Source organism: Streptomyces sp. NPDC088350 (genome assembly GCF_044753545.1).
GTDB lineage: Bacteria > Actinomycetota > Actinomycetes > Streptomycetales > Streptomycetaceae > Streptomyces.
In genome coordinates, this window is sequence record NZ_JBIVNL010000003.1 from 81,204 (window position 1) to 106,414 (window position 25,211).

Here is a 25,211-nt window from a genome sequence, read left to right on the forward strand (position 1 = left end):
GGTCAGGTTCTCGGCGGCAGCCGGTGCAGTTCGACGTCCGACAGGGTGCCGTCGGTGACCGTCGCCGTCAGGTAGGTGCAGTGCGCCTGGCGTCGGCGGTCGGTCGGGGAGCCCGGGTTGAGCAGGCGCAGGCCGGTGGGGGCCGTGGTGTCCCAGGGGATGTGGCTGTGCCCGAAGACCAGCACGTCCAGGTCGGGAAAACGGGCCGCGCAGCGCGCCTCGCGGCCCTGGGCGGAGCCCGTCTCGTGCACGGCGCCGAAGCGCAGGCCGCCCAGCTCGGCGTACGCCACCTCGGGGAGCCGGGCGCGCAGCTCGGGGCCGTCGTTGTTGCCGTACACACCGACGAGCCGCCGGCTGCGGCTCTCCAGCAGGTCGAGGGTCGCGGTGTCGACCCAGTCCCCGGCGTGGAACACGACGTCGGCGCGCGGGAGTTCGGCGAGGAGCCGCGCGGGGAGTTCCTTGGCGCGCTTGGGGAGATGGGTGTCGGACATCAGCAGCAGTCGCACGGCCTCACCCTAGGGGCCGCGGATCTTCACCTGCGAGTTCTGCGGTGAGGGCATGGATCACAAGCCGACCGAGACGTGCGAGACGGCTGCGGGCATCCCCGACTCCGCCGCCCGCTCCGCGCGCGATCTGCGGGTCGTGCTCAGCCGGCTGCGGCGCCGCATCCGTGAGGTCGCGACCGACGAGGACCTCACCCCGTCGCAGGAGTCGGCGCTCACCCTGGTCGGCAGGCGCGGCGCGGCCACGGCCAGTGCCCTGGCGTCCGCCCAGGGGGTCAGGCCGCAGTCGATGGCCGCCACCCCCGCCGCCCTCGACCAGCACGGGCTGATCCGCCGCAGCCCCGATCCCGAGGACGGCCGCGGACAGCTCGTCACGCTCACCGAAGCGAGCCGCGCGCGGATCGAGGACAACCGGCAGGTCCGCGAGGAGTGGCTGGCGCGCGCCTTCGAGGACCGGTGCACCGAGCGGGAACGACGGACCGTCCTCGACGCGCTGGCGTTGATGGAACGACTGCCGGAGCAGTGACACGGAGGCTCCCCCGGGCCCCGCGGACCACGCGTCCCGCGCCGGCCGGCTTCCACCGGCGCCCGATCGCGCCGATGCTCCTCGACTCCGTACGGAACCCGATCAGCTCCTCGACGATCGCCGTGGCCCTCGTGCCCATCGGCATCGCCGGCCTCATGGGCGCCCCCACACCCTCGCTCGGCGTGCTGATCGCCGCCCGGGTCCTGCTCGGGTTCGGCACCTCGGCCGCCTATCCGGCCGCGCGAATCGTCCCATATTCGGGCCAAACGGGTACTTCTGTCGAAATCCTGGAACTCCCGACCAAGACCCACGACGTGAGCCGACGTCGGTCTACGGCGGGTTAACCGTTGCCCAACAGAAGCCCAATGGGCGGCATCGAGACAGACCGGGTTAGCATCAGCCCACCCGCGCCGTTCCACAACGGGGACGGACAGCGAAAACAAGGGGGCTAGAAGCCGGATGTCGGTCAAGGTCAGTGTCGTCGTCCCTGTGTACAACCCAGGGCCCTATATCGAGGATTGCATCTCCTCTCTGCTCAGGCAGTCGCTGCCTAACGACGAGTACGAGGCGATCTTCGTCGACGACGGCTCGACGGACGGCACACCCGCGCGGCTCGACGAGGTCGCCGCCGAGCACCCCCACATCCACGTCATCCACCAGGAGGCGTCGGGCTGGTCCGGCAAGCCCCGCAACGTCGGTATCGCCGCCTCCAAGGGCGAGTTCGTCATGTTCGTCGACAACGACGACTACCTCGGCGACGAGGCCCTGGAGCGGATGTACGAGTACGGCGTGGCCAACGGCGCCGACGTCATCGTCGGCAAGATGGCCGGCAAGGGCCGCGCGGTGCCCGTGGAGCTGTTCCGCAAGAACTATCCGCACGCGTCGGTCGAGACCGCGCCGCTGATGGACAGCCTCACCCCGCACAAGATGCTCCGCCGCGCCTTCCTCGACCGCATCAACCTGCGGTTCCCCGAGGGGCGTCGCCGCCTGGAGGACCACGTCTTCGTGACGGAGGCCTACCTCGCCGCGGACAACGTCGCCGTGCTCAGCGACTACGTCTGCTACTACCACATCAAGCGCGAGGACGCCTCGAACGCCGGTTTCCAGCGCTTCGACCCGGTCGGCTACTTCAAGAACCTGCGCGAGGCCCTCGACGTCGTCGAGAAGTACACCGAGCCGGGTCCGGCCCGCGACAAGATCTTCCGCCGCTGGCTGCGTGTGGAGATGATGGAGCGTCTGGGTGGCGGCCGTCTCCTCAAGGCCCCGGACGACTACCGCCGGCAGCTCCTCAAGGAGATCCGCGGTGTCATGACCGAGCGCTTCGGCCCCGGCGTCGCGGCCGGTCTCGGCCCGCGCCTGCGGGTCGTCGCGGCCCTCGCCGCCGCCGACCGCTACGACGACCTCGTCGAGCTCGCCGAGTGGGAGGCCTCCCTCAAGCCGACGGCGGTCCCCGGCGAGATCGAGTGGCGCGACGGCAAGCTGCTGGTCCACTACCAGGCCGAGTTCGTCATCGACGGCAAGCCGGCGGTCTTCGAGGCCGAGGGCGCCCCGGCCCCCAAGCACCCGGACCCGAAGACCCTCGCCGAGGCGACCGCCATGCTCACGGCCGACGCCACCGCCCACTTCAAGAAGGCGACGGCCGACCTCGTCGTCCGTGAACGCACCAGCGCCGCCTCGCACTTCCAGCCCGTCGCGATCTCGCACGAGACGGTCGCCGACGGCGACGGCGTCCGCCTGGTGCTGCACGCCACGGCCACCGTCGACCCCGCCACCGCGGCCGGCGGCAGCCCGCTCGACAGCGGCCTCTGGGACACCTACGTCCGGGTCGTCATCGGCTCCTGGAACAAGGAGTGCCGCCTCGGCCCGGTCCCGCAGCACGGCGAGAACGCCGGGCACGCCGGTGTCGTCGCCGGCCAGGTGATGCTGCCGTACTACACCGAGCCGCACGGCAACTTCTCCCTGGACGTCGACAAGGCGAGCAAGCGCCTCGGCCTCGCCGACCTCAAGCCCGAGGACTTCACGGTCACCGGCGCCCGCGTCGGCGTCCTGCTCCCCTTCTACGTCCCGGCCACCACCGACGTCCTGCTGCGCCTGACGCACAAGTCGTCCGGTACGACCCTGGACGTGCCCGGTGTGGTCTCCCCCGAGTCCTCCGGCGCACGGCTCGCGGCCGAGGTGCCCGCGGCCGAACTGAAGGACCTGGCGTGGAACGCGTCGGTGTGCCTGACCCCGGCGGCCACCGGGCAGCGCTTCCTCGGGCTGCCGGTGCGGCTGACTGGTGACGCCGGCGGTATCCGGGTGGAGGCGGCGCCGAAACCCGCCCAGCCCGCCCAGCCCAAGCCGGCGCCGAAGCCGGTGGCCGCCAAGCCCAAGCCGGGGCTGGCCCGCCGGGTGGCGCGCAAGCTGAAGCGCGCCCTGAACAAGTAGCACCACACAAGCAAGCCATGGAGGACGGAAGAACGTGCGAGCACTGGGGATAGAAGGCGCCTGGGTCCTGGAGCCCAAGGTCTTCCCTGACGACCGGGGCGGTTTCCACGAGTGGTACCGCGGTGCGGAGTTCCGCGAGGCCACCGGGTACGACCTGGATCTGGCGCAGGCCAACTGCTCGGTGTCGCGACGGGGCGTGGTGCGCGGTGTGCACTTCTCCGACGTGCCGCCGAGCCAGGCCAAGTACGTGAAGTGCGTGCGCGGCGCCGTCCTCGACGTGATCGTGGACATCCGCGTCGGCTCTCCCACGTTCGGTCAGTGGGAGGCCGTACGGCTGGACGACGACACCCACCACTCCGTGTTCATCGCGGAAGGGCTGGGGCACGCGTTCATGGCCCTCACCGACGACGCGACGGTGGTGTACCTGTGCTCGACGGGTTACTCCCCCGGGCGTGAGCACGGGATCAACCCGCTCGACCCCGCGCTGGGCATCGCCTGGCCCGAGGGCTTCGAGCCGGTGCTGTCGGAGAAGGACGCCGAGGCGCCGACACTGGCAGAGGCGGAGCAGTCAGGACTTCTTCCGTCCTACGCGGACTGCTCCGCCTACTACGAGCGACTGCGCGGTGGGCAGGTCAGCGGCTGACGCTGAGCTGCTCCAGCGAGCGGCGCAGGGGCTCCCAGCCGCGGGACCGCTTGGTCCCGCGGTTGCGGGCCGTGGCGAGGGGGCCCCAGAAACCGGCGCCGAGCAGCGCCTCGGGCTTCACCGCGGTGGTGCGCTCCAGGATCGCCTCGGGCACCTTCTGCGGGTCCGGGACCTCGAACTCGGCGATGATCTCGTCGTACTTGTCCTTGAGGACGGTGCTGCCGGGGTCCGCGCCGAAGACGACGAGCTGGCCGGTGGGCTGGGTGTCCACCAGGACCGTCACGAGGTCGGGACGGTAGCGGGCGAGGATCTCGACCAGCTTGTAGACGTCGCCGGTCCAGGCGTCGGTGTGCCGGTCCCGGGCCGCCTCGTCGATGCTGCGCGGCAGCATGTCGTCGAAGACGATGACGCTGGCCCAGTCCGAGTGCTTCTCCACGTTGATGAAGTCGCGGAGCGCGTACTCGAAGAGGTGCATGCCGTCGATGAACGACAGGTCCAGCGTGGTGGTCCGCCACCAGCCCAACGGGCTGCGGTTGCGGGCCAGTTGACGCAGGGGGTGGCGGCCGCCCCGCAGGTGCACCAGCGGGTTGTCCCGGGCGAAGAAGTCGTCGCTGGTCGCCTTGGCCAGGTGGACGTCGCAGCGGATCTCCGTGACCACCTTGAACGCGGGATCGATCGCGACGCTGGGTACCCGGGAGAGCGTCAGGCTGCGGCCGTCGTTGACGCCGATCTCCAGGTAGTTGCGGTTCGCAGTTGCTTTGTGGAGCCCCCGCAGGAACTCATGACGTTTCACGAAGAAATCTCCTTGCGGATATGCGGAAGTGCTTCGTGCAGGGCGGACCGCCAGTCCCTGGGCGGTTCCAGGCCGATCTCCCGCCACCGCTCGTGCCCGAGGGCGCTGTAGGCGGGGCGGGGCGCGGGACGGACGAAGGCCGCGCTCGTGGTGGGGCGGACACGCTCCGGGTCTGCGTCGATGAGCCGGAACACCTCCTGTGCGAGACCGTGCCAGCTGGTCTCGCCGGAGCTGGTCGCGTGGAACACCCCGTGCGCGCCTTCGACTTGACCGATGCGCTCGCCGAGATCGGCGATCCGCACGGCGACGTCGGCGGTCCAGGTCGGCTGACCGCGCTGGTCGTCGACGACGTCGAGAGTGTCCCGACGTGCCTCCAGCTCGATCATCGTGCGGACGAAGTTACCCCCACAGGCTCCATACAGCCAAGCCGTGCGCACGACCGCGCTCGCACCGGGCAGTTCCGCCAACACGGCCTGCTCGCCCGCGAGTTTGGTACGGCCGTACGCGGTGCGCGGGGCGGTGGAGTGATTCTCCGGGTACGGCGTGCTGCGGGCCTCGCCGTCGAAGACGTAGTCGGTCGACACATGGACCAGTCGCGCGCCCGCGGCGGCGCAGGCGCGGGCGAGGAGCCGGGGCCCCTCGCCGTTGATGCGAAGGGCCCGCTCCTCGTCGGTCTCGGCGTCGTCGACGGCGGTGTACGCCGCGCAGTTGACCACCACGTCGGGGTGGTGCTCCGCGAACGCCCGGTCCACCGACGCGGGGTCGGTGATGTCCAGGGCGGCGCGGTCGAGACCGGCGAACTGCTCACCGCGGCGGGCGAGTTCCTCCAGCACGTCGTGGCCGAGCATCCCGCCGGCTCCGGTGACCAGCCACTTCATCAGCCGCGCTCCACCCGGGCCTTGAGGGGCTCCCACCAGGCCCGGTTGTCGCGGTACCAGGCGACGGTGTCGGCCAGGCCCGCGGTGAAGTCGTGCTGCGGGGTGTAGCCGAGCTCGTCGTGGATCTTGGACCAGTCGACGGAGTAGCGCAGGTCGTGGCCCTTGCGGTCCTCGACGCGCTCGACCCGGTCCCAGTCCGCGCCGCAGGCCTCCAGCAGCAGGCCGGTGAGCTCCTTGTTGCTGAGCTCGGTGCCGCCGCCGATGTTGTAGACCTCGCCGGCCCGGCCCTTGGTGCGCACGAGCTCGATGCCCTGGCAGTGGTCCTCGACGTGCAGCCAGTCGCGGACGTTGAGGCCCTCGCCGTACAGCGGGACCTTCTTGCCGTCGAGGAGGTTGCTGACGAACAGCGGGATGACCTTCTCGGGGAACTGGTGCGGCCCGTAGTTGTTCGAGCAGCGGGTGACGCGCACGTCCAGGCCGTGGGTGCGGTGGTAGGCCAGGGCGAGCAGGTCGGAGGAGGCCTTCGACGCGGAGTACGGCGAGTTGGGCGCCAGCGGGTGGCTCTCGGGCCAGGAGCCGGTCTCGATGGAGCCGTAGACCTCGTCGGTGGAGACGTGCACGAACGGGGTGCCGTAGCGCAGGGCCGCGTCGAGCAGGACCTGGGTGCCCACCACGTTGGTGCGGACGAAGTCGGCGGCGCCGTTGATCGAGCGGTCCACGTGGGACTCGGCGGCAAAGTGGACCACCTGGTCCGCCTCGGCCATCAGCTTGTCGACCAGTTCGGCGTCGCAGATGTCGCCCTGGACGAAGTCGAGGCGCGGGTGCTCGAGGTCCAGGTTGTCGAGCGTGCCGGCGTACGTGAGCTTGTCCAGCACCGTGATGCGGGGCGCGTCGGCCGCGTCCGAGGCGAGGAGCATGCGGGCGTACGTGGAACCGATGAAGCCGGCGGCGCCGGTGACGAGGAGATTCATGAACGGATCTGCACCTTGCTGTGGTCTCCGAGAACGAGGCGGTGGGCGCTGGGTACCCCCGGAGCGGGGGTCACTTCGACGTGCTTGCCGATGAGCGAGGACTCGATCCGGCCCACCCCGGCGATGGACGAGTCCTGCAGCACTATGGAGAACTCCAGCTCACTGTCGGTGATCCGGCAGTTCTCCGCGACCGAGGTGAACGGTCCGACGTAGGAGTCGCTCACGACGGTTCCGGACCCGATGATGACGGGTCCGACGATGCGCGAGCGCTCGATGCGCGCGCCCTCTTCGATCACCACGCGCCCGATGGTCTCGGTGGCGTCGTCGACCTCGCCGTCGATACGGCGCTCCATGCTCTCCAGGACGGTCCGGTTGACCTCGAGCATGTCGACGACGTTGCCCGTGTCCTTCCAGTAGCCGTGGATGACCGAGGAGCGCACGTCGGCGCCGTCGTCGATCAGCTGCTGGATGGCGTGGGTGATCTCCAGCTCGCCGCGCCAGGACGGCTTGATGGCGCGCACGGCGTCGTGGATGGCGGGCGTGAAGAGGTAGACACCGACCAGGGCGAGGTCGCTCTTGGGGTGCTCCGGCTTCTCCTCCAGGCCGATGACCTGGCCGGATTCGCTGAGCTCGGCGACGCCGAAGGAGCGGGGGTCGGGCACGTGGGTGAGGAGGATCTGCGCGTCGGGCTTGTTGGACTGGAAGCCCTCGACGAGACCGGTGATGCCACCGACGATGAAGTTGTCGCCGAGGTACATCACGAAGTCGTCGTCGCCGAGGTATTCGCGCGCGATGAGAACGGCGTGGGCCAGTCCGAGAGGACGGTCCTGCGGGATGTAGGTGATCTGCAGGCCGAACTTCGACCCGTCGCCCACCGCCTCCTCGATCTCCGCCGCGGTGTCGCCGACGATGATGCCGACCTCGGTGATGCCCGCGTCGGCGAGCGATTCGAGCCCGTAGAAAAGGACGGCCTTGTTGGCCACCGGGACGAGCTGCTTTGCCGATGTGTGTGTGATCGGCCTCAGGCGGGATCCAGTGCCGCCGGAGAGAACGAGAGCCTTCATCGCTTCACCTTAGCGTCATACCGGGACGTTCATCGTTCCTCCCCTTGTTCGTTTGTTACGACAGTCCAACGATAGGTGGGCGCCGAGATGTCTATCCGGCGTCCGACCCGGGGATATCGCCCGCTGTGCGCTGTACGTCCGCCTCGACCTCGGCGCGGTCGCGGCCCTCGTCCTTCGCGTACTCGTTCACCGCGGCCTGGGCGTCACGGGCGAGGTCGCGCCAGGCCCGCCAGGCGGTCTCGTAGACGTCGGTCTGGGACTCGGTCCAGGGTTCGTGGGCGGGGGCTCCCAGGGCGTCGCGCATCTCCTGGACCCGGGCGCGTGCCGCCTGGGCCGCGCGCTGCTTCTCGACCAGTTCTTCGAAGGTGTGTGCCACAAGCACGCACCCCATCACGGCGGGCGCGCTCAGCCGTCCCGACCTGCCGCCGCGCGCCCGGCAGGCACCCGTGCGGCCGTCTACCGGTCGAGTGCGATCTCGGCCCACACCTGTTTGCCGCCGCTCACCGGCACGGTGCCCCAGGCAGCCGACATGGCCTCGACGAGGAGGATCCCGCGGCCTCCGGTGGCCTCCCAGCCGATGCTGGTCGGTTTGACGGGGGTGCGCGGCGAGGAGTCGGCGACGGCGACGCGGAACCGGCGGTTGACGAGGGTGAGGTCGAGCCGGACGGGCCCGTCGGTGTGGACCAGGGCGTTGGTGACCAGCTCGGAGACGACGAGGAGGATGGCGTCGGTCTCCTCGGTGACACCCCAGACGCGCAGGGTGCGCTTGGTGAAGCGGCGGGCGTGCCGGGCCGCCTCGGGGACGCGCCACACCGTCCAGTTCTCGCGGAGGGGGCGGGTGGCGAGGCCGTCGTAGCGCATGAGGAGCAGGGCCACGTCGTCGTCGCGGCGGGCGTTGCCGAGCAGGGCGTCGGCGACGAGGCCGAGGTGGGCGGGGTCGGAGACGGCGAGGCCGTGGGCGAGGCGGTCGATGCCCTCGTCGATGTCGGCCTCCTTGGACTCGACGAGGCCGTCGGTGGTCAGCGCGACGACGGTGCCGGGCTGGAGCCGCAGCGGGCTCATCGGGAAGTCGGCCTGGGTGACCACGCCGAGCGGCGGGCCGCCGTCCGCGTCGGGGATCTCGGTGCCGCCGTCCGGGTGGCGCAGGACGGGCGGCAGATGGCCGGCCCGCACGTACCAGGCGGAGCCCTCCTCCAGGTTGACGTCGACGTAGCAGCAGGTGGCGAAGAGGTCCGTCTCCAGGTCCATGAGGAGGCGGTTGGCGTGCGAGACGACCACGTCGGGCGGGTGTCCCTCGACGGCGTAGGCGCGCAGCGCGGTGCGCATCTGGCTCATGAGGGTGGCGGCGCCCGCGTTGTGGCCCTGGACGTCGCCGATGACGAGGGCGACGTGGTTGTCGGGCAGTGGGATCACGTCGTACCAGTCGCCGCCGACCTCCAGACCGGCGGTGGTCGGCAGATAGCGGGCGACGGCGACCGCGCCGGGCAGTTTCGGCAGGCGGCGCGGCAGCAGCTGGCGCTGGAGCATGCCGACGAGTTCGTGTTCGGCGTCGAAGGCGTGGGCGCGCATCAGGGCCTGGCCGGCGAGGCCGGCGGAGGCGGTGAGCAGGGCGCGTTCGTCGGGGCCGAAGACGTGCGGGCTGTCCCAGCCGATCAGGCAGGCCCCGGACACCCGGCCGCCGGCGGACAGCGGCAGTACGGCGAGGCCGCCCGGGCCGACCTCGGCGAGGGCGGGTTCCAGGGCGGTGCCGGCGGGCCAGATCGCGGCGCGGCCCTCGCTCAGGGCGGCGGCGAGGGTGGGCATGGTGCGCACGGGCGCGTCGGGCCATTCGCTGCGCCACTCCTGGCGCCACAGCTCGGGCCAGGCTTCCGGTTCGGGCGGGTCGAGGACGGTGACGACGAGCCGGTCGCCCTCCAGCTCGGCGAGGGCGATGCGGTCGGCGCGCAGCGGTTTGCGCAGGGCGGCGACCACGGCCTGGCTGACGTCGCGGACCGTGCCGGCCATGGCGAGCGCGGCGGCGAGGCGCTGGACGCGGGCCACGTCGTTGACGCCGGAGCGCAGCTGGGAGGCGTCGCCGACGGTGCCGACGAGGCGGGCCGGGCGGCCGTCGCCGCCGGGCAGCAGCCGGCCGCGCAGCCGCAGCCACTTCGGCGGTCCCGAGGGCTGCAGGATCCGGAACTCCAGCTCGCGGTCGCCGATGGCCATGTGGTCGGCCTCGACGACGGACATCAGTGAGGGCAGGTCCTCCGGCACGGTCAGTCCGAGGAGGGTCTCGACCTTGCCGTCGAAGTCGTCCGGGCCCAGCCCGAACAGCGCCAGGATGTCGCCGCCGACCTCGACCCGCCCGGTGTCCATGGCCAGGTCGAACGAGCCCGCGGGCAGTTCCCCGCCCGCCACGGCCTCGGCCGGTACCGGGATCGCGACCGCCTCGGCGATCAGCGTGAGGCAGGCGCGGTCGTCGGTGCCGAAGCCCTCCGGTCGCTCACTCACCGCGAGCAGACAGCCGCCGCCCCGGTCCCCGCCCACGGGCAGGGCCGCCAGATGGAACTCCCCCGACGGCAGCCGCCGCGCGTCGCAGCCGGCGGCCAGTTCCTCGGGGCCGAGCCACACCGCGTGTCCGGTACGGCGGACCTCGGCGGGCGGTGATCCCCCGGACGCCGGATAGCCGTCCCGCAGCCCGTAGAGCGTCCGCGGTACACCGACCGACTCGACCAGGCAGAGCAGGTCGGCGTCGGCACCGGGCGTGTACACCCCGGCGAAGCTCGCACCGGCGAACACGAGGGCCTGTTCGAGGACGCGGCGCAGCCGTTCGCGGGAGTCGAGATCGACGGTGAGCGTTTTGAGGGCAAGTTCGGCACGCGACGTTCTCGTTCCGCGACCCTCAGCGCCCTCACTGACCACGTCCGCAATTACAGCGCTTATACAGCGAGTGCGCAGCCCCTGTGACCGTTCCGTGGAGAGGAGGGACCGGATGGCCCCCGGCCCGCCGGGGGCGGTCGCTCGCCGTGCGCGTCGGGTCCCCAGGGTGGAGCCTGGCCCTGATCCCTGAAACGGCACGGCCGGGCGAGGAGGTGGTCGGCGTGTCCGACGCGCAGGCGTCCCCGCGGACCCCGGTCGGCCGGCCGCTGCTGTCGCTCGCGCTGGCCACGATGATGGACGGCGTCCACGCGCACTCGGGTGCGGTGTATCTGCTGACGCCCGACGAGCCGGTGCTGGAGATGGCCGTGATGGCGGGCCTGCCCCGCGCCTTCGCCGCGCCCTGGGAGCGGGTCGGGCTGAGCGCGCCGATCCCGGTCGCCGAGGCGGTGCGCGAGCGGCGGCTGATCTGGGTGGGCGGCGAGGAGGACATGGCCCGCCGCTATCCGCGCATCGCGGTCGTCCTGCCGTATCCCTTCGCGCTGGCCGCGGTGCCGGTCGCCACCGGGTCCACGGTCTACGGCTCGGTCTTCGTGACCTGGCCGGGTTCGCATCCGCCGGTGCTGTCCGACCGGGACCGCGAGCAGCTGACCACCGCCTGCGACCGGCTCGCGGTGCGGCTGGAGCGGGCCGTCGAGGAGCGCCGGCCGGTGCGCGCGGAGCCCGATCTGCTCGCGACGGGGCCCGCGACGAGTGTGGCCGGGACGCTGGGCACGGTCGAGGCGGCGCGGATGGTGGCCCGGCTGCCGTACGGGCTGTGTTCGCTGGATCTGCACGGGCGGGTCGGCTTCGCGAACGCGGCGGCCGGGGAGCTGCTCGGCATGTCGGTGAGCGGACTGCTGGGCACCCAGTTGTGGGCGGCGCTGCCCTGGCTCAACGACCCGGTGTACGAGGACCGTTACCGGGCCGCGCTGCTCAGTCAGCAGGTCACCTCGTTCGTGGCGCTGCGCCCGCCGGGCGAGTGGCTGTCGTTCCGGCTGTATCCGAACACCACCGGGCTGAGCGTACGGATCAGCCGGGCGCGGGCGGTCGCGGAGCTGAGCCGTGCTGCGCCGCGGCCGGGCGACGGGCCGTCGCGGCTTGTGACCATCTCGCAGGTGCTGAGCCTGGCCGGGGCGCTCACCGAGGCGGTCGGGGTGGAGGACGTGGTGCAGTTGATCGCGGACGAGGTCGCCCCGGCCGTGGGCAGCCAGGCGCTGGTCGTCCTCGGTTCGCGGGGCGGGCGGCTGCACGTACTGGGGCACCGGGGCTATCCGGACCCGCAGGTCGTGGAGCGCTTCGACGGGATGGCGCTGACCGGGTCGACGCCGGGGACGGCGGCGCTGAACAGCGGTGTGCCGGCGTTCTTCGACTCCCGGCAGGAGCTGGAGCGGCTGTATCCGAGCCGGCACGCCACCCCCGACGGGTTCGCGGCCTGGGCGTATCTGCCGCTGATCGCGTCCGGACGCCCGGTCGGCACCTGTGTGCTGGCGTATGCCGAGCCGCACGCCTTCCCCGCGGACGAGCGGGCCGTGCTGACGAGTCTGGGCGGGCTGATCGCGCAGGCGCTGGAGCGTGCGCTGCTCTACGACGTGAAGAACCGGCTGGCGCACGGGTTGCAGGCGGCGCTGCTGCCGCACTCGCTGCCGCCGCTGCCGGGCATGGAGGCCGCCGCCCGCTATCTGCCGGCCACGCAGGGCATGGAGATCGGCGGCGACTTCTACGACCTGGTGACGTCCGAGGGCCTGGCGGCGGTGATCGGCGATGTACAGGGGCACAACGTGACCGCGGCCGGGCTGATGGGGCAGATCCGCACCGCCGTCCGCGCGTACACGACGGTCGGCCAGGCTCCGGCGGAGGTCATGCGCAGCACCAACCGGCTGCTGATCGACCTGGGGTCCGAGCTGTTCGCGAGCTGTCTGTATCTACGGCTCGATCCGGCGCGCGGTACGGCCGTGATGGCGCGGGCCGGGCATCCGCCGCCGTTGCTGCGCCGTCCGGACGGGCGGGTGCGGGTGCTGGACCTGGCGGGCGGTCCGCTGCTGGGCATCGACGCGGACGCCGTCTATCCGACGACGGAGGTCGATCTCGCGCCCGGCTCCGTCCTCGTGCTCTACACCGACGGGCTCATCGAGTCCCCCGGCGTCGACATCGAGGACGCGCTGGCCGAACTGGGGCAACGCCTCGTCGAGGCCGGGGAGCTGCCGTTGGAGGAGATCGCCGACGCGCTCGTGCGGGACAGCGCCTCGGCCCGGGAGCGGATCGACGACGTGGCGCTGCTTCTGCTGCGGGCCCGGTAGCCGGGCCCGGAACGACGTGCACAACAGGGCGGTCCGGCCCTCCCGCCGGAGGGCCGGACCGATCCACCGCCGACCGGAATCGCGAGAAGGGGTCGGGTCAGTGGCTTGAGGTGAGCGCGGAGCCGTCGCCGGTTCCGGTGCCCGTCCCGGCGCCTGTGCCGTCCGTGGCGGACGGGTCGACGGCTCCGGACTGGGCACCGGTGCCGTCGGTGGCCGACGGGTCGGCCGCTCCGGACTGGTCGCCCGTGCCGTCGGTGGCGGTGGCGGAGGGGTCGGCCGCCGTCGCCGACGGGTCCGCCGTGGCGGTGTCGCCCGCGCCCGCACCGGCACCGGCACCCGCAGCACCGGCACCCGCGTCGCCGAGGGTGGCCCCGGTCGCCGTGAGCGCGGCGGTGACCGGCTGGAAGAAGGTCTCGCCGCCGCTGGTGCAGTCGCCGCTGCCGCCGGAGGTGAGGCCGACCGCGCCGCCGTCCTGGGTGAAGAGCGAGCCGCCGCTGTCACCCGCCTCGGCGCAGACGTCCGTCTGGATGAGGCCGTTGACGGTGTCGACGCCGTTGGGGTCGGTCTCGCTCTGGAAGTTGACGGTCGCGTCGAGCCCGGTGACCGTGCCGTTGTGCAGACCGGTGGTGGAGCCCATCCGGAAGACCTGCGTGCCGACCGTGGCGTCCTCGGCCTGGGTGATCTGGACGGTCTGGCCGTTGCCCACGTTGACGTCGCTCGTGGTCTGCGTGGCCGGGTCGTCGTACTTCACGAGGGAGAAGTCGTTGCCGGGGAAGGTGGCCTGGTCGACCGTGGCGATCGGCTGGCCGTTCTGCGAGTCGGACCACTGCTTCGCCGCGACGCCGCAGTGTCCGGCGGTCAGGAAGGCGGGGGTGCCGTCGCTCGCCGTGACGTTGAAGCCGAGGGAGCAGCGGACGCCGCCCTGGGCGGTCTGGGCGAAGATGGCGTCGCCGCCCGACACCAGCGTCTTGAAGGAGCCGGCGGTCTTCTTGACGGTGGCCATGCTGGTGCCGAGGCTCTTGACCGTCGAGAGCACGGTGTCCCACTTGGCGCCGGTGACGCTGCTGTCGGCGAGGACCTGGATCTTGTTGGTCTTCGGGTCGACCGACCAGGCGGTGCCGGGGATGGTGGCCTTGGTCTTCAACACCTGTGCGGCGGCGGTGAGTTCGGCGGTGCTGTTCTGCACCTGGCGCACCTTGGCGCCGGCCTTCTCCGCCTGCACGACGACGTTGTTGTTGTCGCCGGAGATCACGTTGACGACGAGCTGCTGCGTGGCGCTGTCGTAGTAGGACCCGGCGAACGCGTCACCCAGCAGTCCGGCGATCTGCGAGGAGAGATCCGAGGCACCCGCCGCCTTGAGGGTCTTGGGGGTGGCGGCGCTTGCCGAATTGTCCTGGGACGCGTTGGCGTTCGGCAGCAGGATCGCCGCCGCTCCGAGAGCGGCGACACCGCCGACGGCTATCGCGGCCTTGCGCTTCGGAATTCGCTTGTGACTCAAACTTCTCGACCTCCTGGGGACCGGGGTCTGTGCCGCCGGGGTGGCGGCTTAGTGGGGCGCCTGGATGCCCGTTGATACGCACGTGTCACGTGAGGCGTTCAATTCCGTTTCCCAACTTCCTTTGCGAAAACGGGAATCGGCCATGTCCAACCTCTGACCAGGCGGGGGCCGGAGGTGGTCGCGGGCCCGTATCCGCTGCGTGGCAGCGCCTGTTCGCCGCCACGCGGCGAGCGGCCGGATGTCTTGATCGAATCGGTGCCGACCAAACCTGCCCGCACACCGGCCCGGTTCGCGCACTCCCGGCACCTTCCCGAGCCGATACGGAAAGCGATCGGTCGGATACGTTCCGTCGAGAACAGGGAGCGGAATCCTCACTTCAGGGAATCTGCACAGCGCGTACCCAACGAAGTCACCGGGTGCGGCAGATCTGCACATGCACACGCTCCACGGAACGCCTTTGGTAGGGAGTGCCGGATTCCGCATCGGGGAAGCAAGCGCTCCCGGGGAGCGATGCCGTGCAGGGTGTGAAGAAGTCGCCGACATGTGGTGTGCGCCCCTGCACGGTTCGCGCCTGATGCGGCTCAAGTGCCCTGGTGGGACGGGGGATTGACTGGCTGGGTCCGCCCGCAGCGTGCTTTGATCCGTCGCACCGCAGGAGCCGCGAGGGCTCCGGAAACGGCGCCCGGCGCCTGCGGTCGCGGCCGTCGCTCTGTCCCCAGAGGGGGCCGCTCCCCCCTTGTGAATATCCATATGAAGGGAAGTTCCATCATGAACTCCACCCCCCAGGTTGAGACCGTCGAGATCTCCGACGCCGAGCTCGACAACGTCTCCGGCGGTCTGTCCGTGAACGCCCTCGGCACCGTCACCGGCCTGGTGGACGGCGTCGCCCCGGTCTCCGGCCTGGTCGACACGGTCGTCGGCACCGTCGAGGGTGTCACCGGCCTGAACGTGGCCCCGGTCACGCACCTGGTCGCCGGTCTCTGACCGCACCTTGTCCCACCGAGTCCCGGAGCCGCTTCCCGGCTCCGGGACTCTCGGGTTGCCGTAGAAGATCTCTCCCTGAGCTGAGGGAAGTTCCGTGCAGTTCCGCCAACAGGCCCTCGCCAAGCTCCAGTCGCCCGAAGAGCTGGATCTTCCGGTGCGTTTCGCGCGTCCCCAGGGCTGGCTCGTGCTCGCCGTGACGGTGGTCGTGGTGGCCGCCGCGTCCGTGTGGGCGGTCACCGGTTCCGTGGCGTCCACGGTCGGGGCGTCCGCCATCCTCACGCACGGGGAGGGCAGTTACCTCCTGCAGAGTCCCGTGGCCGGACAGGTCACCGCCGTCCTCGCCCAGGAAGGGGACCGGCTGCCCGCCAACTCCCCTGTCCTCAAGGTCCGTTCGAGCGGCGGCGACTCCGTCGTGCGCACGGTGGCCGCGGGCCGCATCACCGCGCTCGCCGCCACGATCGGCCAGATCATCCAGACCGGTGCGAACGTCGCCGCCGTGGAGAAGGTCGCGCACGCCACCGACCCGCTCTACGCGACGGTGTACGTGCCCGCCGAGAACGCGGCCGCCATCCCCGCGAACGCCGCCGTCGACCTGACCGTCTCCTCGGTGCCCACGCAGACGTACGGCGTGCTGCGCGGCCGGGTGAAGGCGGTGGACCGGTCAGCCGAGTCGGCGCAGCAGATCGCCGCGTTCCTCGGAGACGGCCAGCTGGGCGAGCAGTTCACCAAGAAGGGCAGGCCGGTGGCCGTGCTGGTGAGGCTCGACAAGTCGGCGCGGACGAAGAGCGGTTACAGGTGGTCGTCCGTCGACGGGCCGCCGTTCGCCCTCACCTCGATGACCATGGCCTCGGCCTCGATCCGGCTGGCCGATCAGCGTCCCCTCGATTGGCTGCTGCCGTGAGCCCCGCACAGGACACCCGTTCCCGGCGCTGCTCCGCCCCGCCGAAGCGCCCGCTGCCCAAGGGCCGCGCGAAGACGGTCCGTACGCCCACCGTCCTCCAGATGGAGGCCGTGGAGTGCGGCGCCGCCTCGCTCGCGATGGTCCTCGGCTTCCACGGCCGCCACATCCCCCTCGAAGAACTGCGCATCGCCTGCGGCGTCTCCCGCGACGGCTCACGCGCCAGCAACCTGCTGAAGGCGGCGCGCAGTTACGGCCTCACGGCCAAGGGCATGCAGATGGACACGGCCGCCCTCGCCGAAGTCCGCTCCCCCGCGGTCCTGTTCTGGGAGTTCAACCACTATGTCGTCTACGACGGCATGGGCCGCCGCTTCGGCCGGCGCGGGGTGTTCATCAACGACCCGGGCAAGGGCCGCCGGTTCGTGCCCATGGAGGACTTCGACTCCAGTTTCACCGGTGTCGTCCTGGTCATGGAACCGGGCGACGGTTTCGAGAAGGGCGGGCGCAAGCCGGGCGTCCTCGGCGCGATGCCGGCCCGGCTGCGCGGTACCGCGGGCACGATGCCCGCCGCCGTGCTGGCGAGTCTGCTGCTGGTCCTGGTCGGCGCGGCGATGCCCGCGCTCAGCCGGACCTACATCGACATGTTCCTGATAGGCGGTCAGACGTCCTTGCTGGGCGTCCTGTTCGCCTCGATGGGGGCCTGCGTCCTGCTCACCCTGGTGCTGACCTGGCTCCAGCAGGCGAACCTGCTGCACGGCCGCATCATCTCCTCCACGCTCTCCAGCGCCCGCTTCCTGCGCCATCTGCTGCGGCTGCCGGTGACGTTCTTCGCCCAGCGCAGCCCGGCCGACCTGGTGCAGCGCCTCCAGTCGAACGACGCCGTCGCCGAGACCCTGGCCCGCGACCTCTCGGCGGCCGGGGTGGACGCGGTGGTCGTGGTGCTCTACGCCTTCCTCCTCTATACGTACGACCCCCAACTCACCTACGTGGGCATAGGTGTTGCGCTGCTGAACGTGGTGGCGATGCGGGTCGTGATCCGGCTGCGCGCGACCCGTACCGCGAAACTGCGTGCCGACAGCGCCCGGCTCACCAACACGGCATACACCGGGCTCCAGTTGATCGAGACGATGAAGGCGACCGGCGGCGAGGACGGCTACTTCCGCAAGTGGGCCGGACAGCACGCCACCACTCTGGAGGAGCAGCAGCGGCTCGGGGTGCCGAGCGCCTGGCTGGGCGTGGTCGCGCCGACGCTCGCCTCGCTCAACAGCGCGCTGATCCTGTGGATCGGCGGTATGCGGGCGGTCGAAGGACACATCTCCGTAGGCCTGTTGGTCGCCTTCCAGGCCCTGGTCACCCGCTTCACCGCGCCGATCACCCGGCTCAACGGCGTCGCGGGCCGCATCCAGGACTTCGCGGCCGACGTGGCCCGCCTCAAGGACGTCGAGAACTTCCAGGCCGATCCCCTCTACTCCCGTGCCGGCGGCGCCGATTCGACGCGCCGACTGCAAGGTCATGTCGAGCTGGAGAACATCACCTTCGGCTACAGCCCCCTCGACAAGCCCCTCCTCACCGGCTTCTCGCTCACGGTCGGCCCAGGGCAGCAGGTGGCGCTCGTCGGCGGCTCCGGCAGCGGCAAGTCGACGGTGTCCAGGCTGATTTCGGGCCTCTACACGCCCTGGGAGGGCGTGATCCGCATCGACGACCAACGACTGGAGGACATCCCGCGCGGCGCGCTCGCCGCCTCCGTGTCCTTCGTCGACCAGGACGTGTTCCTCTTCGAGGGCTCGGTCCGCGACAACGTGGCGCTGTGGGACCCCTCGATCCCGGACGAAGCGGTGACGGAGGCGCTGCGGGACGCGGCCCTGTACGACGTGGTCGTGCGGCGGCCCGGCGGCATCCACAGCCGGGTCGAGCAGGACGGGCGCAACTTCTCCGGCGGTCAGCGCCAACGCCTTGAGATCGCGCGGGCGTTGGTGCGCAGGCCCAGCATCCTGGTCCTGGACGAGGTGACGAGCGCCCTGGACGCGGAGACCGAGCTGGTGGTGATGGACAACCTGCGCAAGCGCGGCTGTGCCTGCGTGGTGATCGCCCACCGGCTCAGCACGGTGCGCGACAGCGACGAGATCGTCGTCCTCGCACACGGCACGATCGTGGAACGCGGGCGGCACGACGCCCTGGTGGCGGCCGGCGGCGCCTACGCCACGCTGGTCAAGGAGCGGTGAGATGACGTCCGTTCACGAGGGCGACCTGGTCCTCGGCGCGCTGGGAACCCTGGGCACGCCGATCGACTGCGCCGGACTGGGCCGCCTCGACCTCGAAGGCCCGCAGGTGCTGTGGCTGGTCGCGTCGGGGGCCATCGACCTCTTCGCGGTGGACGCCGTACAGCAGGGCCACTGGCACCACCTCGGCCGCCTGGAAGCGGGCTCACTGCTGCTCGGCCCGGTCGCCGGACCCCAGCACACCCTGGTGGCCCGCCCGTTGCGGGACTGCGTGGTCCACCGCATCGGCCTGCGCGAGCTGTACCAGCCCGCGCACACCCAGACCTGGTCGTACGACGAGTACGGCAACCCCCAGTACGTGCCCCCGACTTCGAGCCCGCTCGAACACGCCCTCGCCCTCGGTGTCGGCCGTGGTCTCTCCCTCCTCTTCCAGGCCCCGATGGCCTCCGAACGGGCCGCCGCGCTCACCGACGACGACGTCTTCTGGATGCAGGTGCCGCCGGGCAGCGTGCAGTACGGCTCGCTGTACGGCGCGGAGGCCGCCGCCGATCTGCTGATGGACCCGGGTGTCTGGCAGGGCATGGTCGATCAGCAGCACCGGCTGCTGTCCACGCTGGACAAGTGGATCGAGCAGCTGGAGCGGACGCACGAGACGCGAACGGCCGCCGGTATCAAGGCCGGTGAGGCGGTCCGCGCGCAGGCCGACCGGACGCTGCTGGCGTCGATCGGCAAGTCCTCGGGACGACGCACCACGGCGGCCGACGCCGACGCTTCTTACGCGGCCTGCAAGGTGGTCGCCGAGGCGGCCGGCATCACCCTCGCCGAACCCGCGCAGAGCGGCGGCGAGAGCGACCGCCTCGACCCCGTCGAGCGCATAGCCCTCGCCGCACGGCTCCGTGTGCGGGCCGTCCGTCTCGACGGACGCTGGTGGCGGGACAACGTCGGCCCTCTGGTGGGCCATCGGGCGCTGTCCGGGGCGCCGGTCGCGCTGCTGTGGCGGCGTGGCGGCTATGTCGCCGTGCATCCGGCGACCGGCCGCGAGACCCCGATCGAGAAGGCGAACGCGGAGGAGTTCGAGCCGCGCGCGGTGATGTTCTACCGTCCACTGCCCGAGCGCCGGCTCGGCCCGCTCGGGCTGCTGCGGTTCAGCATGTGGGGCACTGGCGGCGACCTGTCGAACCTGCTGATCAGCGGGCTGGTGACGGTCGCGATCGGGGCGTTGGTGCCGATCGCGACGGGAAAGGTGCTCGGCGAGTTCGTGCCGAAGGCCCAGACGGGGCTGATCGTCCAGGTCTGTCTGGCGGTGATGGTCACCAGCGTGGTCGCGGCGGCCTTCATGCTGCTGGAGAACCTCACCATCCTCCGCCTGGAGGGCCGTATCGAGGCCACCCTCCAACCGGCCGTCTGGGACCGCCTGTTGAGGCTGCCGACGAAGTTCTTCACCGAGCGCTCGACGGGTGAACTGGCGAGCGCGGCCATGGGTATCAGCTCGATTCGCCGTCTGCTGGCGGGAGTTGGCCCGGTGGTCGCCCAGTCGGTGACGGTCGGCGCCATGAACCTGGGGCTCCTCTTCTGGTACAGCCCCTCGATGGCGCTCTCGGCGATCGGCATGCTCGTCGTCATCGCGGCCGTGTTCCTGGCGCTCGGCCTGTGGCAGGTGCGCTGGCAGCGCAAACTGGTCGTACTCGGCAACAGGCTGAACAACCAGGCGTTCCAGACCCTGCGCGGCCTGCCCAAGCTGCGCGTGGCGGCGGCCGAGAACTACGCCTACGCGGCCTGGGCGTCGGAGTTCGCGCGCAGCCGCGAGCTTCAGCAGAAGGTGGGCCGCATCAAGAACCTCACCACGGTGATGGGCGCGGTGTACCTGCCCATCTGCACCCTGCTGATGTTCATGCTCCTCGCGGGCCCGGCGCGCGGCTCGATGTCGGCGGCGGCCTTCCTCACCTTCAACACGTCGGTGACGATGGTCCTGACCTCCGTCACCCAACTGACCGGTGCCTTCGTCTCCGCCGTGTCCGCACTGCCACTGTTCGAGGAGATCAGACCGGTCCTGGAAGCGGCCCCCGAGGTCCGCACCGCGAGCACCCGCCCCGGCCGACTGTCCGGCACGATCGAGGCCCGCCGGGTGTCCTTCCGGTACACCGACGACGGCCCGCTCGTCCTCGACGACGTGTCCTTCGAGGCCCGCGCGGGCGAGTTCGTGGCGATCGTCGGCCCCAGCGGCTGCGGCAAGTCCACCCTGCTGCGGCTCCTCATCGGCTTCGACAAACCGGTCTCCGGCAGCGTCCTCTACGACGGCCAGGACCTCGGCGCCCTCGACCAGTCGGCGGTACGGCGGCAGTGCGGGGTCGTGCTCCAGCACGCGCAGCCGTTCACCGGTTCCGTCCTGGACGTCATCTGCGGCACCGAGCCGTTCACGCCGGAGGAGGCGATCGCGGCGGCGGAGATGGCGGGGCTCGCCGAGGACATCAAGCGGATGCCGATGGGCCTGCACACGATCGTCTCCGGGAGCGGCGCGGTGTCGGGCGGCCAGCGTCAACGCCTCATGATCGCGCAGGCGTTGATCCGCCGGCCGCGCATCCTCTTCTTCGACGAGGCGACCAGCGCCCTGGACAACGAGACCCAGCGCACGGTGATCGAGAGCACGAAGGCCCTCAACGCCACCCGGATCGTCATCGCGCACCGCCTGTCGACGGTGCTGGACGCCGACCGTGTGGTCGTCATGGAGGACGGCAAGGTCGCCCAACAGGGTTCGCCCGCACAGCTGTTGGCGGACACGGGTGGTCGGCTGCACGAGTTGGTGCGGCGGCAGATGGCGTGACGGGTAGGCCCGGCGTGGATCGGTCCGAGCCGGGCACGGGCGCGCCGGGCCGGCTCACACCGCACGCCTCCACCGTCTCGTCGCCGGGCCGGTGCCTCTCCCCGGACACACTCCCACTCAGGCGACCGGGCGGCCGTACCCCGGGACATCCCCGTGATCCACCCCATGCGCCGCCCAGCTGTACAGATGCAGATCGAGGCCGTCCGGGTCGTTGAACACCAGCAGCCAGCCGATCGAGGCCTCGATCACCGGCGAGTGCGGGATGCCGAGGGTGTCGAGGCGGGCGGCCCAGGCCTCGACGTCGGCCCGGTCCCGGACCCCGAAGCTGACCGGGTCGAAGCCCTGACAGCCGTGCGCCGCCTCGGAGTTGACCCGGAGGCACAGCACCGTGTCGCCGAGTCCCGGCACCTCCCCCGCCACTCCGCGCACGACGCCGTCCGCGTCCGGGAACTCATGGGTGACCTTGAAGCCGAGCACCCGCCCGTACCAGTCGCGCGAGCGGTCGAGATCGGTGACGGGCAGCTTCACATGGTGGATTCCGGCGAGCTCCGGCATGACGCTCACACTCCTCATCGCCCCGGCTCATTTCACCGCAGTACGACTGCGACGATTTACTTCTGGACTCCTCCCCATGCCCGACCCCGTCAACCAGAAGAGCAACCGGACGAGCGACCGGTAACGGCCGTACCGCTCGGCCAAGCACGCCGAGGCGGCAGCGGCGACCCGCGCCCGTATCCGGGACGCGGCTGCCCGGCTGTTCACGGAGAAGGGGTACACCGGCACGCACATGAAGGAGGTCGCGGCGCTGGCCGGTGTCGGCGAGCGCACGCTGTACGACGCGTTCCCCGCCAAGGCCGCCCTGTACGGGCACACACTCGGCGTCGCGATCGCCGGTGACGAGGAGCCGGTCGCCGTGCCGGAGCGCCCCGAGACCCTGGAGATCCGGGGCGAGCCCGATCCCGAGCGCGCGATCGGCCGTACCGTCGACCGGACGACCGACCTGCTGGAGCGCGCCGGTGACCTGATCATGGTGACCGTCGAGGCGGCCGGCGCCGACCCGGACATGCGGGCGTCCGCGGACGCCGGTGCCGAGGCGACGTACGGCGTGCATCTGGCCCTGGCCACGGCACTTCAGGAGCGCGGGGCCCTTCGCCCGGGCCTCGACGCGCGCACCGCCGCCGACACGCTCTACGCCCTCGCCTCACCCCACACGCATCAACTCCCGCGCAGGCACCAGGGTTGGACGCGGGACGCCTACCGGGCATGGCTGCGGCGGGTGTTGGTCACGGAGCTGCTCGGGCCTCACCGAGCGGTGCCCTCCCAGAGGTCCGGCACGTCGCCCGCACGACTGTGCATCTGGGTCGCCAACACCCGTACCGCAGCCGCGAATCGGCCGGGATCGCGCAGGAACTCCATGTGGATGCCGGGGAATTCGACCCACGGCACCCCGATCCGCCGGGCGATCTCGATCGACGGCCGGGCGTAGTACGTACCGCGGTCCTCCGCACCCGCGCCCAACACCACGGGAAACGGGACCGACTTGAGCGCGGCCTCGTCGGGCAGGAAGCCGGCGAAGCCGGGCCACTCCGTGCCGAAGAGGTGGTCCTGGTTGCCGAGGAACCGCTGCCAGAGGTCGCCGGGCCAGCGGTACGTCCCCTCGCCGCGGGTCGTCTCCGCGAACCGGCGGCCCGCCGCGGGTGCCCCGCCCCGCTCGTACAGTGCGGCCAGTTCGGCGAAGAAGCCGCGTCCGGGGTCGCCGTCGGGCAGGACGTTCACGGCGGGCGGTTCGTGGGCGATGAGGCCCGCCAGCGCCTCCGGGTGCAGCGCGGCCAGGGTGAGTCCGATGATCGCGCCCCCGCTGTTGCCGAACACCAGTGCCCGCCCACCGGCCAGGCCGTCGATGAGCGCGCCGGCGTCGGCGGCCTGCACGGCGAGGTCCATCGGCGTCTCCGACCGGCCGGTACTGCGCGAGTTGCCGCGCCGGTCGTACGAGATCACCGTGAAGGCGTCGGAAAGGATCCCGGCGATGCCGGAGTAGTAGCCGGCGTCTCCCCCGGCCCCGCTGATCATCAACAGCGCCGGGCCGGTACCGCGCACCTCGTAGTGCAGCCCGGCACCCTGGGCGTCGAACACGCCACTGCGCATGCCTGGTCTCCCTCCTCAGCGAAACGTTGCCGTTTCGCTGAATGTGCTCTAGTCTCGATGTGTACGAAACCGTTTCGTTTACGTTTTGGTAAACCCCGAACGACTTCCCTGGAGTGGTTCCCGATGTCCCAGAAGACTCTGACCGAAGACACCCGGTCGGGTGCCGAGGAGGCGCAGCCCGCGGCCTCCTCGAAGCGGTGGTGGATCCTCGCGATCGTCGCCGTGGCGCAGTTGATGGTGGTCCTCGACGCCACCATCGTGAACATCGCCCTCCCGTCGGCCCAGAAGGACCTCGGGTTCTCCGACGGCAACCGGCAGTGGATCGTCACCGCGTACGCCCTGGCGTTCGCCTCCCTGCTGCTGCTCGGCGGCCGGATCGCGGACCTGTTCGGCCGCAAGACCGCCTTCCTCGTCGGTGTCGTCGGATTCGCCGCCGCCTCCGCGCTCGGCGGTGCCGCCACCAGCTTCGAGATGCTGGTCACGGCACGCGCCCTCCAGGGTGTCGCGGGCGCGCTGCTCGCCCCCGCCGCGCTCTCGCTGCTCAACACGACCTTCACCGACGCCCGTGAGCGCGCCAGGGCCTTCAGCGTCTACGGCGCCATCGCCGGCGCCGGCGGTGCGGTGGGGCTCCTGCTCGGCGGTGTGCTGACCGACGCCTTCGACTGGCGCTGGACGCTCTACGTCAACGTCGCCATCGCCTTCGTCGCCTTCGCGGGCGGCTGGGTCCTGCTCTCCAACCACCGCGACGCGGCGGACTCCAAGCTCGACATGCCGGGCACGGTACTGGTCGCTGGTGGTCTCTTCTCCCTCGTCTACGGCTTCTCCAACGCCGAGACGCACGACTGGAGTTCGCCGCAGACCTGGGGCTTCCTGATCGTGGGCGGTGTGCTGCTGGCGGCCTTCGCCTGGTGGCAGAACCGCGCCGCGCACCCGCTGCTGCCGCTGCGCATCCTGCTCGACCGCAACCGGGGCGCCTCGTTCCTCACCGTGCTGATCACCGGCGCGGGCATGTTCGGTGTGTTCCTCTTCCTCACCTACTACCTCCAGCTGAACCTCGGCTTCAGCCCCACCAAGACCGGTGTCGCGTTCCTGCCGATGATCGGCGCCCTGATGGTCATGGCGCAGGTGGGCACCACGGTCCTGGTGCCGCGCCTCGGCCCGAAGACGATCATCCCGCTGGGCTTCGCCATCGCCATGGTCGGCATGGCCTGGCTGACCGGCATCGGGGTCAGCTCGTCCTACGCGACCCATGTGCTGCCGCAGCTGATCGTGATCGGCGCCGGCCTCGGCATGGTGATGCCGCCGGCGATGCAGCTCGCCACGGGCGGGGTGGCCGCCGAGGACGCGGGTGTCGCCTCGGCGACGGTCAACGCCATGCAGCAGGTGGGCGGTTCGGTCGGTACGGCGCTGCTGAACACGCTGGCCGCGAGTGCCGCGACGGACTACGTGGCCGGTAAGGACGCGTCCAGCAAGCTGGTCCAGGCGCAGGCGACGATCGAGAGCTACACCACCGCGTTCTGGTGGTCGGCGGGCTTCTTCGCCGCGGGCACGCTGATCGCGCTCGCGCTCTACCGCCGCGGGGTTCCGCAGCAGGACGCGGACGCCGCACCGGTCGTCCACATGTGATCGGCGCCACCCGAGGCTGA

At 71.1% G+C, this 25,211-nt stretch carries 20 protein-coding genes and 1 pseudogene; 11 read left to right on the forward strand and 10 right to left on the reverse strand.

Going from position 1 to position 25,211, the window contains the following annotated elements; all coding sequences use genetic code 11:
- Positions 1 to 2: 2 nt before the first annotated feature.
- Positions 3 to 506, reverse strand: coding sequence for a metallophosphoesterase family protein (locus tag ACIQBL_RS10240; protein ID WP_401939113.1), 504 nt, complete (start codon positions 504 to 506; stop codon positions 3 to 5).
- Positions 507 to 558: 52 nt separating this feature from the next.
- Here ACIQBL_RS10240 and ACIQBL_RS10245 point away from each other — a divergent pair, with 52 nt between their 5' ends.
- From ACIQBL_RS10245 to rfbC, 4 genes are all read left to right on the forward strand, one after another.
- A complete protein-coding gene (locus ACIQBL_RS10245; protein WP_401939115.1) occupies positions 559 to 1,029 on the forward strand; it encodes a MarR family winged helix-turn-helix transcriptional regulator in 471 nt (156 codons plus the stop codon).
- Positions 1,030 to 1,103: 74 nt separating this feature from the next.
- On the forward strand, positions 1,104 to 1,373 hold the full coding sequence (locus tag ACIQBL_RS10250; RefSeq protein WP_401939117.1) for a hypothetical protein: 270 nt from the start codon (positions 1,104 to 1,106) through the stop codon (positions 1,371 to 1,373).
- A 115-nt stretch (positions 1,374 to 1,488) separates the two neighbouring features.
- Positions 1,489 to 3,456, forward strand: coding sequence for a glycosyltransferase family 2 protein (locus ACIQBL_RS10255; protein WP_401939119.1), 1,968 nt, complete (start codon positions 1,489 to 1,491; stop codon positions 3,454 to 3,456).
- A 34-nt stretch (positions 3,457 to 3,490) separates the two neighbouring features.
- Positions 3,491 to 4,099, forward strand: a complete 609-nt coding sequence (rfbC, locus tag ACIQBL_RS10260) for a dTDP-4-dehydrorhamnose 3,5-epimerase (protein ID WP_401939121.1) — start codon at positions 3,491 to 3,493, stop codon at positions 4,097 to 4,099.
- Here the strand turns inward: rfbC and ACIQBL_RS10265 are convergent.
- The 6 genes from ACIQBL_RS10265 to ACIQBL_RS10290 form a co-directional block, all read right to left on the reverse strand.
- Positions 4,089 to 4,892 carry a class I SAM-dependent methyltransferase gene (locus ACIQBL_RS10265; protein ID WP_401939122.1) on the reverse strand — a complete coding sequence of 268 codons (804 nt, stop codon included), beginning with the start codon at positions 4,890 to 4,892 and terminating at the stop codon, positions 4,089 to 4,091. The two genes, rfbC and ACIQBL_RS10265, sit on opposite strands and share 11 nt — an antisense overlap.
- Entirely contained in the window at positions 4,889 to 5,770 is an 882-nt protein-coding gene (rfbD, locus tag ACIQBL_RS10270; protein ID WP_401939124.1) for a dTDP-4-dehydrorhamnose reductase, read from the reverse strand. Before rfbD ends, ACIQBL_RS10265 begins: the two co-directional genes overlap by 4 nt.
- Positions 5,770 to 6,741: a dTDP-glucose 4,6-dehydratase gene (rfbB, locus tag ACIQBL_RS10275; RefSeq protein ID WP_401939126.1), complete on the reverse strand. Its 972-nt coding sequence runs from the start codon at positions 6,739 to 6,741 to the stop codon at positions 5,770 to 5,772. Before rfbB ends, rfbD begins: the two co-directional genes overlap by 1 nt.
- Positions 6,738 to 7,805: a glucose-1-phosphate thymidylyltransferase gene (locus tag ACIQBL_RS10280; protein WP_401939128.1), complete on the reverse strand. Its 1,068-nt coding sequence runs from the start codon at positions 7,803 to 7,805 to the stop codon at positions 6,738 to 6,740. The genes rfbB and ACIQBL_RS10280 overlap by 4 nt, the downstream gene beginning before the upstream one ends.
- A gap of 91 nt (positions 7,806 to 7,896) precedes the next feature.
- Positions 7,897 to 8,181 carry a hypothetical protein gene (locus tag ACIQBL_RS10285; protein WP_401939129.1) on the reverse strand — a complete coding sequence of 95 codons (285 nt, stop codon included), beginning with the start codon at positions 8,179 to 8,181 and terminating at the stop codon, positions 7,897 to 7,899.
- 80 nt (positions 8,182 to 8,261) lie between these two features.
- Positions 8,262 to 10,706, reverse strand: a complete 2,445-nt coding sequence (locus tag ACIQBL_RS10290) for a SpoIIE family protein phosphatase (protein WP_401939131.1) — start codon at positions 10,704 to 10,706, stop codon at positions 8,262 to 8,264.
- Between the two features lie 170 nt (positions 10,707 to 10,876).
- On the opposite strand from ACIQBL_RS10290, the gene ACIQBL_RS10295 reads away from it, so the two are divergent.
- The gene (locus ACIQBL_RS10295) at positions 10,877 to 13,000 is read left to right on the forward strand and encodes a SpoIIE family protein phosphatase (protein ID WP_401940680.1); all 2,124 of its coding nucleotides are present in this window, start codon (positions 10,877 to 10,879) and stop codon (positions 12,998 to 13,000) included.
- 97 nt (positions 13,001 to 13,097) lie between these two features.
- On the opposite strand, the gene ACIQBL_RS10300 is transcribed toward ACIQBL_RS10295, so the two are convergent.
- Complete coding sequence (locus tag ACIQBL_RS10300) at positions 13,098 to 14,498, reverse strand: S1 family peptidase (protein WP_401939132.1); 1,401 nt, start codon at positions 14,496 to 14,498, stop codon at positions 13,098 to 13,100.
- A 768-nt stretch (positions 14,499 to 15,266) separates the two neighbouring features.
- On the opposite strand from ACIQBL_RS10300, the gene ACIQBL_RS10305 reads away from it, so the two are divergent.
- The 4 genes from ACIQBL_RS10305 (at position 15,267) to ACIQBL_RS10320 (ending at position 21,420) form a co-directional block, all read left to right on the forward strand.
- On the forward strand, positions 15,267 to 15,482 hold the full coding sequence (locus ACIQBL_RS10305; protein ID WP_401939133.1) for a type A2 lantipeptide: 216 nt from the start codon (positions 15,267 to 15,269) through the stop codon (positions 15,480 to 15,482).
- A gap of 94 nt (positions 15,483 to 15,576) precedes the next feature.
- Positions 15,577 to 16,383, forward strand: coding sequence for an HlyD family efflux transporter periplasmic adaptor subunit (locus ACIQBL_RS10310; protein WP_401939135.1), 807 nt, complete (start codon positions 15,577 to 15,579; stop codon positions 16,381 to 16,383).
- Positions 16,380 to 18,602 (forward strand): NHLP family bacteriocin export ABC transporter peptidase/permease/ATPase subunit, encoded by a 2,223-nt coding sequence (locus tag ACIQBL_RS10315; RefSeq protein WP_401939136.1) that lies wholly within the window; start codon positions 16,380 to 16,382, stop codon positions 18,600 to 18,602. The genes ACIQBL_RS10310 and ACIQBL_RS10315 overlap by 4 nt, the downstream gene beginning before the upstream one ends.
- A gap of 1 nt (position 18,603) precedes the next feature.
- Positions 18,604 to 21,420, forward strand: coding sequence for an NHLP bacteriocin export ABC transporter permease/ATPase subunit (locus ACIQBL_RS10320; protein ID WP_401939138.1), 2,817 nt, complete (start codon positions 18,604 to 18,606; stop codon positions 21,418 to 21,420).
- A gap of 117 nt (positions 21,421 to 21,537) precedes the next feature.
- Here the strand turns inward: ACIQBL_RS10320 and ACIQBL_RS10325 are convergent, their stop codons facing one another.
- Positions 21,538 to 21,975 (reverse strand): VOC family protein, encoded by a 438-nt coding sequence (locus tag ACIQBL_RS10325; protein WP_401939140.1) that lies wholly within the window; start codon positions 21,973 to 21,975, stop codon positions 21,538 to 21,540.
- A 178-nt stretch (positions 21,976 to 22,153) separates the two neighbouring features.
- Between ACIQBL_RS10325 and ACIQBL_RS10330 the strand changes: the two are divergent.
- Positions 22,154 to 22,273, forward strand: a pseudogene (locus ACIQBL_RS10330) (helix-turn-helix domain-containing protein); the annotation flags it as partial.
- 449 nt (positions 22,274 to 22,722) lie between these two features.
- Here the strand turns inward: ACIQBL_RS10330 and ACIQBL_RS10335 are convergent.
- Positions 22,723 to 23,565: an alpha/beta fold hydrolase gene (locus tag ACIQBL_RS10335; protein ID WP_401939142.1), complete on the reverse strand. Its 843-nt coding sequence runs from the start codon at positions 23,563 to 23,565 to the stop codon at positions 22,723 to 22,725.
- 123 nt (positions 23,566 to 23,688) lie between these two features.
- On the opposite strand from ACIQBL_RS10335, the gene ACIQBL_RS10340 reads away from it, so the two are divergent.
- Positions 23,689 to 25,191, forward strand: coding sequence for an MFS transporter (locus ACIQBL_RS10340; protein WP_401939143.1), 1,503 nt, complete (start codon positions 23,689 to 23,691; stop codon positions 25,189 to 25,191).
- The last annotated feature ends 20 nt before the right edge of the window (positions 25,192 to 25,211 follow it).